The sequence below is a fragment of the Gilliamella sp. B14384G12 genome (assembly GCF_016101825.1).
In the GTDB taxonomy this organism is placed as follows: domain Bacteria; phylum Pseudomonadota; class Gammaproteobacteria; order Enterobacterales; family Orbaceae; genus Gilliamella; species Gilliamella apicola_N.
In genome coordinates this window covers 1-16,175 of record NZ_JACFPU010000008.1, presented here as the reverse complement: position 1 = coordinate 16,175, position 16,175 = coordinate 1, and the positions used below count along the sequence as shown (strand labels likewise).

Genomic DNA, 16,175 nt, shown 5'->3' with positions numbered 1-16,175 from the left:
CTCTGTACATAAAGTATAATTAAGTATAGACATAGTACCTTTTTTAGTGTACATTGCTAACCTCTTACAAGAACTCCTTTCTGCAATCCATTGTTTTTATTGATTAAGTGGGTAAACAGTTTATATCTAAACGCATATTATCATAAGAAATTAATAATTGATTGCGTTTGTTTATTGCCAGAAAGAGGTTTTTATAAGTAAATTAAAAAATATACAAAAAATAAATAGCGGTAATTGCAAACATATCAATTTTATCCTCAAGAATTTTTAAAATTATGAATTTAACTGAATTAAAAAACACTTCTGTCTCCGAGCTTGTAACGCTTGGCGAAAAAACAATGGGTCTTGAAAATCTTGCTCGTCTTAGAAAACAAGACATTATTTTTGCAATTTTAAAGCAGCATGCTAAAAGCGGTGAAGATATTTTTGGCGATGGCGTACTTGAAATTTTGCAAGATGGGTTTGGTTTCTTACGTTCTGCCGATAGTTCATATTTAGCTGGACCTGACGATATTTATGTATCACCAAGCCAAATTAGGCGATTTAATTTAAGAACAGGTGATACAATTGCTGGTAAAATCAGACCACCAAAAGAAGGCGAACGTTATTTTGCTTTACTTAAAGTTAACGAAGTTAATCATGATAAACCTGAAGATGCTCGCAATAAAATCCTCTTTGAAAACTTAACCCCACTTCATCCAAACTCTCGATTACGTATGGAACGCGGTAATGGTTCTACTGAAGATATTACTGCTAGAGTACTTGATTTAGCTTCACCGATTGGTAAAGGTCAACGTGGTTTGATTGTCGCACCTCCGAAAGCTGGTAAAACCATGCTTCTACAAAATATTGCACAAAGTTTGGCTGTAAACCACCCTGAGTGTGAACTTGTGGTATTGATGATTGATGAACGTCCAGAAGAAGTCACTGAAATGCAACGTTTAGTAAAAGGTGAAGTAGTTGCATCAACTTTTGATGAGCCTGCTGCAAGGCATGTTCAGGTTGCTGAAATGGTTATTGAACGGGCTAAACGTTTAGTAGAACATAAAAAAGATGTTATTATTTTGCTCGATTCGATTACCCGCTTAGCTCGAGCCTATAATACGGTTGTTCCATCATCAGGTAAAGTATTAACTGGTGGTGTAGATGCAAATGCATTACATCGTCCAAAACGTTTTTTTGGTGCTGCGCGTAATGTAGAAGAAGGTGGTAGTTTAACTATTATTGCAACTGCACTGATTGATACTGGTTCAAAAATGGATGAAGTTATTTACGAAGAGTTTAAAGGTACTGGTAATATGGAGGTACATTTATCTCGTAAAATTGCAGAGCGACGTGTATTCCCTGCAATTGACTTTAATCGTTCTGGCACACGTAAAGAAGATTTAATGACTTCACCAGATGAATTACAGAAAATGTGGATTTTGCGCAAAATTCTTAACCCAATGGGTGAAATCGACGCGATGGAATTTTTAATTGATAAACTTGCCATGACTAAAACGAATGATGAGTTTTTTGAAATGATGAAGCGTTCATGATTTGCGTAATGAATACTAAATATCATTAAAGTTGCTAAAAAAGCCGTATTATATCTGATACGGTTTTTTTGTGGAAAAATATAACGTAATTTAAAAAACTTAAATAAGTTTTAGGTATTGTTAAAAAGCCTTAGTGTTTAAGGTTATATATAGATTTAATATAGGAGCCAAATCATGTCTAAACAACAAATCGGTGTTATTGGAATGGCAGTTATGGGGCGCAATCTTGCTCTCAATATTGAAAGTCGTGGATTTTCTGTTGCTATCTATAATCGTTCTAAAGATAAAACAGAACAAGTAATGGCGGAGCATTCTGATAAGCAATTGGTTCCTTACTTCACTATTGAAGATTTTGTAAATTCATTAGAAAAACCTCGCCGTATCCTTATTATGGTTCAAGCCGGTAAAGGAACAGATGCCGTTATTAATGAGTTACGTCCACTATTAGATAAAGGTGATATTATTATTGATGGCGGAAATGCGTATTTTGAAGATACCATTCGCCGAAATAAAATGCTTTCCGAAGAAGGTTTTAACTTTATTGGGGCCGGTGTTTCTGGTGGTGAAGAAGGTGCATTAAAAGGTCCTTCAATTATGCCTGGAGGTCAAAAAGAAGCATATGCATTAGTTGCACCTATTTTAGAAAAAATAGCCGCTAAAGCTAATGGTGAACCATGTGTTGCTTATATTGGTCCAAATGGTGCGGGTCATTATGTCAAAATGGCGCATAATGGGATTGAATACGGTGATATGCAGCTTATAGCTGAAAGTTATTCAGTTTTAAAACATGTTGTAGGCCTAACCAATGATGAATTAGCTAATGTTTTTTCTGATTGGAATAAGGGTGAATTAAATAGCTATTTAATTGAGATTACGGCTGATATTTTTAAATTTAAAGATGAAGAAGGCAATTATCTTGTTGATGTGATTTTAGATGCTGCAGGTAATAAAGGTACGGGTAAATGGACAAGTCAAAGTGCTTTAGATCTTGGAGAACCTTTATCATTGATAACTGAATCGGTATTTGCTCGTTATCTTTCTGCAATTAAAGATCAACGTGTGGCTGCATCGAAAGTATTAAAAGGTCCTAAACAGAATCCTTATGCTGGTGACAAGAAAGAGTTGATAGAAAAAGTGCGTAAAGCACTGTATATGGGTAAAATTATCTCCTATGCACAAGGGTTTGCACAGTTAAAAGCTGCTTCTCATAAATATCAATGGGATTTAAATTATGGAGAAATAGCCAAAATCTTTAGGGCTGGATGTATTATTCGTGCACAATTCTTGCAAAAAATTACAGATGCCTATGCAGATAATAATGAGATTGATAATTTGTTATTAGCACCTTATTTCAATCAAACTGTCGAAGTTTATCAACAGTCATTGCGTGATGTAGTCTCGTTAGCTATCCAACAAGGTATTGCGGTGCCAACGCTTTCGGCAGCTATAGCTTATTATGATAGTTATCGTTCTGCTGTATTACCAGCTAATTTAATTCAAGCACAGCGAGATTATTTTGGTGCTCATACTTATCAACGTATCGATAAAGAGGGTGTTTTCCATACTGATTGGTTAAACATTGAGTCATAATTATTTTTAATGTAAGCAATAATTTTTTTAAAAGAGTGTAAGATTACCTTACACTCTTATAAGAATTGTTTTCTTATCATCCAATAAACTCATTCAAATTTTTTAAGCTACCTATAAAAAGACTTGTGGTGCTTGATCTTTGCTTTGTCAAGTAATTTTATTTACTAAAAAATCTGGAAAAACACAATATATGGTGTATAATTCAATTATATTTACTATATGTAGTATCATCTAAGCAATGTGAAAATTCCGGTCTATATCAAATAACGTCTAATATTCTAATAAAAAAATCAATTGTTTTAATCATTACAATTAACATGAGTATTAATATTGATATAAATCCTATGCTAACTACTATTTATTAATGAATGTTGAGGAGTATATATGCCTGTAGTAATTAAACGTGATGGTTGCCAGACCTCATTTAATGAAGGTCGAATCAGAGATGCTATCGTTAAGGCAGCAGTTGCTGCTAATGTTAATGATCCAGATTATTGTGCTGCTGTTGCCCAAGAGATTACTAAGCAAATGGCTGAGCGTGAGAGTGTCGATATTAACGAAATTCAAAACGCAGTTGAAAATCAGCTGATGTCAGGCCCTTATAAAAAGTTAGCAAGAACCTATATTGAGTATAGACATGATCGCGATCGAGAACGTGAACAACGCAGTCGATTAACTCAGGATATTCGTGGTTTAATTGAACAAAGTAATGTTGCAATCTTAAATGAAAATGCTAATAAAGATAGTAAAGTTATTCCTACGCAACGAGACTTGCTTGCGGGGATTGTGGCAAAGCATTACGCTAAACAATATCTATTACCTAAAGAAATTTCACGAGCCCATGATTGTGGTGAAATTCATTATCATGATCTCGATTATGCACCATTTTTCCCGATGTTTAACTGTATGCTAATCGATTTAGATGGTATGTTAACAAATGGCTTCAAAATGGGTAATGCTGAAATTGAACCGCCAAAATCAATTGCAACGGCTACGGCAGTAACAGCGCAAATTATTGCTCAAGTTGCTAGTCATATTTATGGTGGAACAACTATAAATCGTATTGATGAAATTTTAGCTAAATTTGTCACTATCAGTTATCAAAAACATAAACAAGTAGCAGAAGAATGGAATATTTCAAATCCAGAAGCTTATGCTGAAAGTCGTACTCAAAAAGAGTGTTATGATGCTTTTCAATCTTTAGAATATGAGGTTAATACTTTACATACTGCTAATGGTCAAACTCCATTTGTTACTTTTGGCTTTGGTCTAGGGACAAGCTGGGAGTCACGCTTAATTCAAGAGTCAATTCTTAAAGTTCGTATAAAAGGTTTAGGTAAAAATCATAAAACCGCTGTTTTTCCAAAATTAGTTTTTGCAATTAAAGATGGAATTAATCATAAACCAAACGATGTAAATTATGATATTAAGCAACTTGCATTAGAGTGTGCAAGCAAACGTATGTACCCAGATATATTAAATTACGATAAAGTCGTTGAAGTTACTGGTTCATTCAAAACGCCAATGGGATGTCGAAGCTTTTTAGGTGTTTATGAAGAAGATGGTCATAAAATTCATGACGGTCGTAATAATTTAGGCGTAATTAGTTTAAATCTTCCACGTATTGCAATTGAAGCGCATGGCGATGAATCGCAGTTTTGGAAAATTTTAGATAACCGTTTAGCTCTATGCAAAAAGGCCTTAATGACACGTATTGCTCGTTTAGAAGGGGTTAAAGCCCGTGTTGCACCTATTTTATATATGGAAGGCGCTTGTGGTGTGCGACTAAAAGAAGATGATAGCGTGTCTGAAATATTCAAAAATGGTCGTGCTTCTATTTCATTAGGCTATATCGGTATTCATGAAACTCTAAATGCACTTTATGGTAATCAAACTCATCCATTTGATAATGAAACTTTACGTCAAAAAGGTATTGCCATTGTTGAACATTTACGTAAAGCAGTAGAACAATGGAAAGATGAGACTGGTTATGGTTTTAGCTTGTACAGTACGCCAAGCGAAAATTTGTGTGATCGTTTCTGTAGACTTGATACTGCTGAGTTTGGCATCATTTCTGGTGTCACTGATAAAGGTTATTATACAAACAGTTTTCATCTTGATGTTGAGAAAAAAGTTAATCCATACGAAAAAATTGAGTTTGAGAAAGCTTATCCACCAGTAGCAAATGGCGGATTTATCTGTTATGGAGAATATCCTAATATGATAAATAATATTAAAGCATTAGAAGATGTTTGGGACTATAGCTATAGCCGAGTACCTTACTATGGTACTAATACACCTATTGATGAGTGTTATGAATGTGGTTATACGGGTGAATTTTCTTGCACCAGTAAAGGCTTTGTTTGCCCAAGTTGTGGTAATCATGATTCATCTAAAGTCTCAGTAACTCGTCGTGTTTGTGGTTACTTAGGTAGTCCTGATGCCCGTCCATTTAATGCTGGAAAACAAGAAGAAGTCAAACGTCGAGTTAAACATTTAAATAATGGTCAAATTGGTTAATCATTGTTTTAAAAAATATGAATTATCATCGCTATTATCCTGTTGATGTTGTAAATGGCGAAGGAACCCGTTGTGTACTTTTTGTTGCTGGCTGTGAACATCAATGTCCGGGTTGTTATAACAAAAGTACATGGGGAGTTAATTCAGGTTCGCCGTTTACACAATCACTTGAAGATCAAATCATTAAAGATTTACAAGACACAGAAATAAAACGTCAAGGATTATCGCTTTCTGGCGGTGATCCTTTACATCCAAAAAATGTTCCTGCAATATTAAAACTTGTTAAACGTGTTAAATCTGAATGTGATAACAAAGATATTTGGTTATGGACAGGGTATAAACTTGATGAATTAAGTGCCGATCAGCAAGAAGTTGTATCTTATATTGATGTGCTAATTGATGGTAAATTTGTTCAAGAACTAGCTGATCCTCGACTATTATGGCGAGGAAGCAGCAATCAAATCATTTATCGTTTTAAGTAAAGCTTTAGAATTATTGTTGTGATTTATGTAAATTTAAAAGATAAGAAATTGCTTCTCGATAATTAATTTCGAGATTTTCACTACTAGATGATGTGATATGTAAATCTGTAATTTTGCCATTATCAATACCATAAACCCAGCCGTGTAAATTTGCTCTTTGACCGCGTTGCCATGCTGATTGAATAATTGTTGAATGGCCTAAATTATAAACTTGTTCAATAACATTAAGTTCACACAAAATATCTAATCTGATATCTGGTGGAAACTCACCAATAAGAGAACTATTACGAAACCATAAATCACGAATATGCAGCAACCAGTTATTAATTAATCCTATGTCAGGGTTTTCAACTGCAGCTCGTATTCCACCACATCCTAAATGTCCACATACTATAATATCTTCTATTTTTAGCACATCAACGGCATATTGCACAACAGATAGACAATTAAGATCTGTATGAATAACCAAATTACCGACATTTCGATGAACAAACAATTCGCCGGGTTTTAGCTTAATTAATTTTTCAGCAGGAACTCGGCTATCTGAACAACCAATCCATAAAAATTTTGGATTTTGTGCAATGGCAAGTTGTTTAAAAAATTCGGGATCTTCTTGCTCTATTTTTTCTGACCATTCGTGATTAAAACGGATTAAATCATTAACATCAAACATGGCAACTATTCCTTATTTTTTATATATTTATTATTATTAGGTTATTTAATTGGTATAAATTCTATACTAATTAATTCGTTTTTATATGTTGAATCTTACTTTTCATAATAAGTTTTCGCCAAATTGGAGTAGTTAATATTTTGGCTTTAATAATCTTGCTATATAGTTTAAGGCGTAACGGTATTGTTTTTTGATAATATCGCTTATTTGGTTTCGGTTGACCACTATTTAATATTTTGCTTAAAATTTCAGCGCTGTCAAGTGCATAACTGATTCCCTCTAAAGAACTTGCACTAATAAATCCTGCCGCTTCACCTATTAAAAATATATTTTCATTGCCAGTATAAAAGTCACGGAAACGATTAGGATAGATAACTAAACATTTTTCAGCTTTCACCGGCTCACCAAAGATAAAACCTTGTTGTGTTAATTTTTGTTTTAATTGCTCAAAATGTTTATTGGCATTTTTTTTAGGAAATGCTCCACCAAGTATAAAATAGCCATCTTTAGACATACTCCAAGCATAGCAATTGGTTAATTGGTTATCAAAAATACAAGAATAAAAAGGATTTGAATGTTTTTCAGTAAACCATTGTTGAATTGCTACATATTGTCTGATGGAATGATTGGGATAGCGCATTCGTCTAACAACTGAATTTGCACCATCAGCGCCGATTACGTATCGAGCGGTAACATTCTGTTCTATTTGATTTTCATCGACAAAAGTAATTTGATAACCATCAATGATTCTTCTTACTTCTTTACACAGAGTGTTATGTAAAACTGTAACTGTGGAGGGAATAAGTGACTTTAACCATAGATCAAACTTATGTCTATCAAAACTAATATAGCTACGTTGATAGTTACGGACTAGTTTAGTTTGTAAATCTATAGTTTTGACACTGAAAATTTGTGGATTGGTTAAAATATCAGTTGGAATATTTAATTTTTGTCTAATGAAAGATTTTTGAGCATCGTTTGCCAATAATCCTCCACAAGGTTTATGAAAACCTTTATCACCAGTTTGATATTTTTTATCTAAAGCAATAATCTTAAAAGATGGGTTAAGTAAACGCGCTAACGTACTACCTGCAGGGCCAAGACCAATGATTGCAATATCGTAATCCATATTATTATATTACTTACTCAATAAATTTAAAAAAGCTTGTCATATTATCATATATAAAATAAAAAATGACTATTATGGTTATACTCTTGCTAATTTTGGTTTTTGTAAAGATCTTTCAGGTTAACTATACGTTTGAGTATAAAAAAGATGGTCAAATCACCAATAAAAGAAATTATTTTTTATTGTGTTAAACATCTTCTAATTTTTAGCTAGCAATAGTTTTTAAAAATTCTTGATTCAAATCATCAAATGGCAAAATACGACTAATGACGACTAATCGAGATATTTTTTCAGAAGGATCTTGCCATGAAGAACCATAATCGAAACCAACAACTTTATGTACTCCTTGAACAATCAAACGTTGCGGGTTATCTTTAATCGCTAATACACCTTTATACCGTAACATGTCATTACCATATTGCTCAACCAAGTTTTCCATAAATGAACCTATCTTTTTCAAATCAAGTTCACCAGCTTCAAAAAGATAGGAGCAAATATTATCTGTCCATGATTGAGTTTGATTTTGTAATGGAAGAATTTTAAAGTTAGTTTCAATTTTTTTTAATGGATTGACAACAAAAAAACCTTTATTAATGATTAAATCATCATTTAAATCGAATGAATGAATATCAATCCATTGTGATTTTGGTATTTGTCCATTTATCGCAACAATGATTGCAGCTTTATTATTAATTTTATTAATTCTACTAATAATCTCATTTTTTTGCTGTTCATTTACACAGTCGGTTTTAGTAACGATAATTCGATCAGCAAATCCAATCTGTGAAAGCGCTACTCGATGTTCATTTAAGTGTTGCAAAATATGTTGAGCATCAACTAAGGTAATAATAGCATCAAGTTTAATCGTTTCACGAATCAAGTCGTCAATAAAAAATGTTTGAATAATTGGGGCCGGATCGGCAAGTCCTGTTGTTTCAATAATAAGACGATCAAATGTTAATTCACCAGCTATGCGCTGGGCATGTAATTTATGAAGTGCATCAGTAAGCTCACCTTGTACGGTGCAGCAGATGCAACCATTGGTCATCTCAACAATTTGAATATCGCAATGGGTATTTAATAAATCGCTATCAAGATTTATTTGACCAAATTCATTTTCAATAATGATTATTTTTTCGTTACGATTATTTTCTAATAAATAATTGATTAATGTCGTTTTACCTGAACCGAGAAATCCTGTTAATAAAGTAACAGGTAGCGGTTGTAAAATAATTGGGTTTGTCATTTGTTATCTCTAAATTTTAGCAACATTTAAATCCACCTTTACCACCATAACGTGTATCTTGTCTTTCTTTAAAAAATTCCTCATAAGTCATAGGCGTTTGTTCAGGATGGGTTAGTTTCATGTGTTGAACATAATTATCATAATCAGGGATTCCGACCATAAGCTTAGCAGCTTGGCCGAGATATTTTCCTGCTTTGGCAAGTGAATCGAACATGTTATATCTCTTAATTATTTTGAATAAGAATATTAGAAGTTCTAATTTTTTCTCGTAAGCGACTGTATTAATAATTAACACATTTTCAATATAAGGTGCTATCTAAATTGAGTCAATCCTTGATTTTAAGTAATTTATAACATTACATAAAAAACGACAATATTATTGAATAATAATCGATAAAATTTTTCCTAAACTCTTTTAATGAATTAAATATATTTTACTAAATTGATTTATATATTATTAAATAACTTTTATAATATTAACCAATTTATTATTTATTAGAGTTTTATAATGGAAAAGTTTCTCCTTAAAGGTCCAACTTCTTTAAACGGTGAAGTTATTATTTCAGGTGCTAAAAACGCGGCTTTGCCTATATTATTTGCGGCTATTTTAGCTGAAAAGCCTGTAGAGCTAAAAAATGTACCTAAATTAAAAGATATTGATACTACACTAGAGCTATTAAGTCAGTTAGGTGTGAAATGTCAACGCAATGATTCTGTCCACCTTAATGCGGCTCATCTTAATAATTATTGCGCACCTTATGAACTGGTAAAAACTATGCGTGCTTCCATTTGGGCGTTGGGACCGTTGGTTGCCCGTTTTGGTCAAGGTCAGGTTTCATTACCTGGCGGTTGTGCGATTGGTGCAAGACCTGTTGATCTTCATATTACTGGGCTTCAACAATTAGGTGCAACAATTGTTTTGGATGAAGGATATGTTAAAGCTACTGTAGATGGTCGATTAAAAGGCGCTCATATTGTTATGGATAAAGTGAGTGTTGGCGCTACAGTGACGATTATGTCTGCTGCAACTTTAGCCGAAGGTAAAACGGTAATTGAGAATGCAGCATGTGAGCCAGAAATTGTTGATACAGCTAAATTCTTAAATATGCTTGGTGCTAAAATTACCGGTGCAGGAACAATGCGCATTGAAATTGAAGGCGTTGAAAGTTTAGGTGGTGGTACGCATGAAATTGTTTCAGATCGAATTGAAACAGGGACTTTTTTAGTAGCTGCTGCTATTTCAAAAGGAAAAATTACTTGTCGTAAAACTGATCCAAACCTGCTTGATGCTGTCATATCAAAATTAAAAGAAGCGGGTGCACATATTGAAGTCGGTGACGATTGGATTTGTTTAGATATGCAAAATAAACGAGCAAAAGCTGTAAATATTCATACTGCCCCGCATCCCGGTTTTCCTACAGATATGCAAGCACAATTTTCATTATTAAATATGGTTGCTGAAGGTACTGGAATTATTAAAGAAACGATTTTTGAAAATCGATTTATGCATGTGCCAGAATTAATCCGTATGGGTGCTAGAGCAGAAATTGAAGGTAATACATTAATTACTCATGGTGTTGAAAAACTCAGTGGTACACAAGTAATGGCGACAGATTTGCGAGCGTCAGCAAGTTTAGTGTTGGCTGGTTGTATTGCAGAAGGTTCTACAATTGTTGATCGTATTTACCACATTGATAGAGGTTATGACAATATTGAAGAGAAACTAAGAAGTTTAGGAGCCAATATTGAAAGGGTGAAATAAAATTCATCATAATTAAAACTTAAATAAGTTATTTATTGGTAGAAAGGAGTACAATAATGATGAAACAAGCACTAGTCTTTTTATCTGAAGGTTGTGAAGAAACAGAAGCAGTAACAACAATTGATTTACTCACCAGAGCTGACATTAAGGTCATAACTGCTAGTATTTCAAATTGTTGTGAAGTTAAATGTTCTCGTGGAGTAACAATTTTAGCCCAAAAAACTATTTCAGAAATTCAAAATGAAAATTTTGATGTGGTTATTTTACCTGGTGGTGTGAAAGGCGCAGAAAATTTTCGAGATTGTTCGTTATTAATCGAAATATTGAAAAAAACTCATCAGGCTGGTGGTGTTATAGCGGCAATTTGTGCTTCTCCTGCAATAGTTTTGCAACATCACAATTTATTTCCAAATGCATATATGACAGGTTACCCATCTACTAAAAGTGCATTTAAACTTTGGAAAACGGATAGAGTATATTTTGATGAGCAAAATAAAGTTATTACTAGTCAAGGTCCTGCGACATCAATTGATTTTGCTTTAAAAATTATTGATGTTTTGGTCGGGCAAAAAAAGGCAGCTGAGGTTGCTCAGCAATTAGTCCTTCCAGTGGGAGTTGAATCCTATCAATAAAAAGGTACCAAATGTCAAACTCACATTTGTACGAAAAATTAGTTAAAAAAGCAACATTAATTGCTGTTTTAATATCTATATTTCTAATTTTTATAAAATTTATTACCTGTTGGATAACAGGTTCAATAAGTTTATTTGCATCATTGTTAGACTCAAGTATTGATTTACTTGCTTCTGGTCTTAATTTCTTTTTGGTACGTTATGCTTTAAAACCAGCTGACGATGATCATACCTTTGGTCATGGTAAAGCTGAATCACTTGCAGCGCTAGCGCAAAGTACATTTATTATAGGTTCGGCGACAATTTTATTACTTTCAAGTATTAAGTCTATTGTTCATCCTAGTGAACTACAAGCACCATTGTTGGGAATTACTGTTTCTGCCATATCTACGGTAATTACTTCTATACTTGTTTTATACCAAAGACATGTTGTAAAACTTACTCAAAGTAAGGCCATTCAAGCTGATATGCTACATTATTCTTCTGATATGTTAATGAATATTGCAGTTATCATTGCTCTCTTTTTAAGCTGGTATGGAATTTCTTTTGCAGATGCTGCATTTGCATTCTTGATTGCTTTATATATTTGTTATAATGCTTATAAGATTTCTTACAATGCGATACAGGATTTACTTGATAGAGCATTACCAGAAAGTGATAACGAGAAAATTGCTAATATTGTTGAATCATATCCGAATGTTCATGGTTTTCATGATTTAAAAACTAGGCAAGCTGGCCCCATAAAATTTATTCAATTACATATAGAACTTGATGATAATATGCCTTTAGTTAAAGCACATGCTATAGCTGATTCAATAGAAAAGCATATTGCTGAGATCTTTTCTCCTGCAACAGTAATTATTCATCAAGATCCAATTTCTGTTGTACCAATTGAAACGACACGGTAGAAAAAAACACCAAAATACCTTTTATCATCTATTGTTAGAAATCTGTTAAGACTCTATAATAATCAAAAGTTAATTATTAGGAGTTATTTTCTATGATAAAAAAAATAGGTATTTTAACTAGTGGTGGTGATGCACCAGGGATGAATGCAGCCATACGAGGAGTAGTTAGAACTGCTTTAACGGAAGGGTTAGAAGTTTTTGGTATTTATGATGGTTACTTAGGTCTTTGTGAAGATCGAATTACTAAGTTAGAACGTTCTAGCGTGTCAGATATCATTACTCGTGGTGGTACATTTCTCGGTTCTGCTAGATTCCCAGAATTTAAAGATAAAGCAGTAAGACAAAAAGCTATTGAAAATTTGAAAAAACATCAAATTGATGCTTTAGTCGTGATTGGTGGTGATGGTTCTTATATGGGGGCTATGCGTTTAACAGAAGAAGGTTTCCCATGTATTGGTTTACCAGGTACCATTGATAATGATATTCGCGGAACCGATTATACGATTGGTTATTTCACCGCACTAAGTACTGCTGTTGAAGCTATTGATAGATTACGTGATACCTGTTCTTCACACCATAGAATATCTGTGATTGAAATTATGGGGCGAGATTGTGGTGATTTAACATTAAATGCTGCAGTTGCTGGTGGTTGTGAATTCATGATTATTCCAGAAATGTCCTATACGAAAGAAGATTTAATCGAAGAAATTAAATTAGGTTTTGCAAAAGGTAAAAAACATGCAATTGTAACCGTTACAGAGCATATGTGTGATGTTAACCAGCTTGCAGCAGACATTGAAGCAGCTGTTCACCATGAGACTCGTGCAACAGTATTAGGTCATGTTCAACGAGGTGGTTCTCCTGTTCCTTACGATCGTATTTTAGGTTCACGCATGGGTGCTTATGCTGTTGAATTATTACAACAAGGTCATGCAGGAAGATGTGTAGGCGTTCAAAATGGTAAATTGGTACATCATGATATAATCGACGCTATTAATAATATGAAGCGTCCATTTGATGTAGATCTTTATAATACTGCAAAACGTTTATTTTAGTTATTAATATTATGTCGATTAAATAATCTACATAACTATAAATAATTATAAAACATTTTTAAGAATTGAATGATTGATAGAACGCATTTTCAATCATTCATTTATTAAATTTTTTCTTAATGTTCAGCTAATTTACATACTATCAATAAACTTAATTTATCTTTTTGATAATAATTTTATATTCACTTATTGATATGTATTTTTTTATTCAGTTTATTAAATTTCAAATTCCAAATAATAGTTTAAATAGCAGGAAAACATTATGTCATTGAGTTATTTAGAAGATAACGAACGCTTTTATGTCTGTGATACAAATAATAAACAGATAGCCGAGATGACTTTTACTCGAATAGGAGAGAATCAAGCTACTATCAATCACACTTACATAGATCCCGATTATCGAGGTCAAGGTATTGCTGAGAAATTATTAGATCTTGTTGTAAAAAAGTTACAACAAGAAAACCGTAAAATTATTCCTATTTGCTCTTTTGCTATTAAAAAATTGAACAAATAAAATTAAATCTACTAATTTAAATAATTTACAGATTTTAATTAACAAATTGTCAAGTTTTATTTTAAATATTATTTTTTTAAATGTTAGTTCCAGTTATTTGAATATGTGGTAATGTATAACTATATATATCTTAGCATAGTATTTTGATTTTAAGATGGAATCTGCCAAACCTCAAAAAATTTATTCTATTCACATATTGCGCGGTGTTGCAATTATTATGATTGTTTTTAGCCACTGTTTAGGTGTGTTTAAAAACTCTAGTCTAATTGCGAATAGTTATTTATTCTCTTTTTTAAATTTGTTTGCATTTAATTTCACAACTTTTTTTGTGTTAATTGCTGGATTTTTGTTTCAACATTTGACGTACAAATATGATACTAAAACATACTATTTATCAAAATTTAAAACAGTAGTATGCCCTTATATTTCAGTGTCTATTTTTTGTTTTTTCTTTTATCACTATCAATATCTATCGGGATTACCATGGTACTCCTCAACTGAACCTAGCATTATCAGCTCAATAATTAAAATGATGTTAACTGGCACGCAGCTTTTACCTTTGTGGTTTATGCCAATGATAATTATTGTATACCTAATGGGACCACTTCTTTTTTATTGGTCGAAAAAGAATTTAATTGTGGCAGGTCTAATAGCTATGTTTTGGGTGGTAATGTTTACCAAACCTGATTTTACAAAGCCACTTCTAAACTTGTTACATTATGGTCCAGTTTATTTAATTGGTATGATGCTTAAACAAAATTATGAAACTATTATGAAGTCTGTGAAAGATAACTTGTTATTAATTATCCTTCTTTTCGGTTTATGTTTTTTTATTCCATTTGCCTATCGTTATATGGATTATTTTGGTATTCAAAATCTTTATTTTGATACTTTGCAAAAAATTATTTTATTTATACTCGCCCTTTATTTTTTAGATGGATTAAATCATAAAGTTAATGAAGGAAAGATTTATAAATTCTTTTCCTATATGGCAAACGTAAGTTTTCCTATCTATTTTATTCATGAAATTATAGTTATAGAACTTGAGCGTCAGCTTTATATGTCACCAATGGGTGATATTATTAAGACAAGTAATGGTGAATTAGCATCATTAGGGGCAATTAGCTTTTTAGTTTCAACTTTAGTGATAAGTGTCATCATTGCTAACATAATAAAATTAGTTTTCAAAGACAAAGCAAAATATCTTATTGGGGGAATGCGTTAAAACAGGTTTAATAAACTTCCAACGTTAACCGTTTTAAAATAAATGTCCGAGTCCATTAGATAAGAAAATATCTGAAGCTTATTATATATTGAATATTATTTTCAGATTAGCAGAAAAAACTACCACCCATTAATTATCACATGGGTGGCACTTAATCTTTCCAAAAATAATTTTTTTACTGATTGTAATAAAACTATCCTATTAACCAATTTAGTATCATTATATAAATCTTGATAAGAAAAACTTTAAGCATTGAATAATGTAAAACATGGTCAGTTTAATAACCAGAGCATTAAAAAATAACGTTCTTATACAATTTTAGTCGATTAAATGCTTTTCTACTAAAAACTACAAAAGCCTAGTAGTCATCTAATCTTTTCGTTCTATTATTTATCTTGAAAATTAGAAAAATGCGTGCACAGCTAAATTTTACTTGGTTTGTGTGTGTAAAATCATGTTTTTTATTGTTTAATTTTCATTTTTATTACTAGTTTGAAAGGTTTTCTATAAAAGAATTAGGCCAAAAAAAATGCAAACAGAAAAAAAATAGCAATAAACACTTGCAGTAAAATTTAAAGTGCCTATAATGCGCATCCACTGACACGGCGTCAGCGATAAGCAGACGAAAAAGGTGTGAGTGAGCAAGGTCAAAAATTTTGAAAAAAGATCTTGACGAATAAAAAGGTGTAGCGTAGTATACGCATCCCTTGAGACAGCAAACTAAATAACAAAACATTTAGTTAAATGAAAAAGCTGTCAGCTCTTTAAAAAGAAGAAACAGACAATCTGTGTGGGCACTTGCGAGACGAAAGATTAAAAGTCTACGGACTAAAAAATTAAGTCTTGATAAGTGACACTGAAGATTCATTTGAATTATGTCAGAGACAGTTATTGAGCATCA

The 16,175-nt window shown here is 32.4% G+C and carries 14 protein-coding genes; 10 read left to right on the top strand and 4 right to left on the bottom strand.

The features are described 5' to 3' along the window. Positions 1-275 precede the first annotated feature (275 nt). From rho to nrdG, 4 genes are all read left to right on the top strand, one after another. The gene (rho, locus tag H3S73_RS09065; protein ID WP_065565045.1) at positions 276-1,538 is read left to right on the top strand and encodes a transcription termination factor Rho; all 1,263 of its coding nucleotides are present in this window, start codon (positions 276-278) and stop codon (positions 1,536-1,538) included. Between the two features lie 174 nt (positions 1,539-1,712). Next, positions 1,713-3,128: an NADP-dependent phosphogluconate dehydrogenase gene (gndA, locus tag H3S73_RS09060; RefSeq protein ID WP_198227498.1), complete on the top strand. Its 1,416-nt coding sequence runs from the start codon at positions 1,713-1,715 to the stop codon at positions 3,126-3,128. A gap of 384 nt (positions 3,129-3,512) precedes the next feature. Continuing rightward, on the top strand, positions 3,513-5,648 hold the full coding sequence (gene nrdD, locus H3S73_RS09055) for an anaerobic ribonucleoside-triphosphate reductase (RefSeq protein ID WP_086326909.1): 2,136 nt from the start codon (positions 3,513-3,515) through the stop codon (positions 5,646-5,648). 17 nt (positions 5,649-5,665) lie between these two features. Then, entirely contained in the window at positions 5,666-6,130 is a 465-nt protein-coding gene (gene nrdG / locus H3S73_RS09050; protein WP_039126027.1) for an anaerobic ribonucleoside-triphosphate reductase-activating protein, read from the top strand. A gap of 10 nt (positions 6,131-6,140) precedes the next feature. On the opposite strand, the gene can is transcribed toward nrdG, so the two are convergent. The 4 genes from can to H3S73_RS09030 all read right to left on the bottom strand — a co-directional run bounded on the left by can (position 6,141) and on the right by H3S73_RS09030 (position 9,392). Next, positions 6,141-6,803, bottom strand: a complete 663-nt coding sequence (can, locus tag H3S73_RS09045; RefSeq protein WP_198227496.1) for a carbonate dehydratase — start codon at positions 6,801-6,803, stop codon at positions 6,141-6,143. A gap of 70 nt (positions 6,804-6,873) precedes the next feature. Beyond that, on the bottom strand, positions 6,874-7,932 hold the full coding sequence (locus H3S73_RS09040; protein WP_198236459.1) for an FAD-binding protein: 1,059 nt from the start codon (positions 7,930-7,932) through the stop codon (positions 6,874-6,876). 205 nt (positions 7,933-8,137) lie between these two features. Continuing rightward, positions 8,138-9,178 (bottom strand): GTP-binding protein, encoded by a 1,041-nt coding sequence (locus H3S73_RS09035; RefSeq protein WP_198236460.1) that lies wholly within the window; start codon positions 9,176-9,178, stop codon positions 8,138-8,140. Between the two features lie 16 nt (positions 9,179-9,194). After that, positions 9,195-9,392, bottom strand: coding sequence for a YbdD/YjiX family protein (locus tag H3S73_RS09030; RefSeq protein ID WP_198236461.1), 198 nt, complete (start codon positions 9,390-9,392; stop codon positions 9,195-9,197). Between the two features lie 294 nt (positions 9,393-9,686). Here H3S73_RS09030 and murA point away from each other — a divergent pair, with 294 nt between their 5' ends. From murA to H3S73_RS09000, 6 genes are all read left to right on the top strand, one after another. Further along, positions 9,687-10,940, top strand: coding sequence for a UDP-N-acetylglucosamine 1-carboxyvinyltransferase (murA, locus tag H3S73_RS09025; protein WP_198227490.1), 1,254 nt, complete (start codon positions 9,687-9,689; stop codon positions 10,938-10,940). A gap of 56 nt (positions 10,941-10,996) precedes the next feature. Continuing rightward, on the top strand, positions 10,997-11,572 hold the full coding sequence (locus H3S73_RS09020; RefSeq protein WP_198236462.1) for a DJ-1 family glyoxalase III: 576 nt from the start codon (positions 10,997-10,999) through the stop codon (positions 11,570-11,572). Positions 11,573-11,583: 11 nt separating this feature from the next. After that, on the top strand, positions 11,584-12,480 hold the full coding sequence (locus H3S73_RS09015) for a cation diffusion facilitator family transporter (RefSeq protein ID WP_198236463.1): 897 nt from the start codon (positions 11,584-11,586) through the stop codon (positions 12,478-12,480). 92 nt (positions 12,481-12,572) lie between these two features. Beyond that, positions 12,573-13,535 (top strand): 6-phosphofructokinase, encoded by a 963-nt coding sequence (gene pfkA, locus H3S73_RS09010; protein WP_039126051.1) that lies wholly within the window; start codon positions 12,573-12,575, stop codon positions 13,533-13,535. A 262-nt stretch (positions 13,536-13,797) separates the two neighbouring features. Further along, on the top strand, positions 13,798-14,049 hold the full coding sequence (locus H3S73_RS09005) for a GNAT family N-acetyltransferase (RefSeq protein ID WP_198227484.1): 252 nt from the start codon (positions 13,798-13,800) through the stop codon (positions 14,047-14,049). A 154-nt stretch (positions 14,050-14,203) separates the two neighbouring features. Further along, positions 14,204-15,274, top strand: coding sequence for an acyltransferase (locus tag H3S73_RS09000; RefSeq protein WP_198237258.1), 1,071 nt, complete (start codon positions 14,204-14,206; stop codon positions 15,272-15,274). The last annotated feature ends 901 nt before the right edge of the window (positions 15,275-16,175 follow it).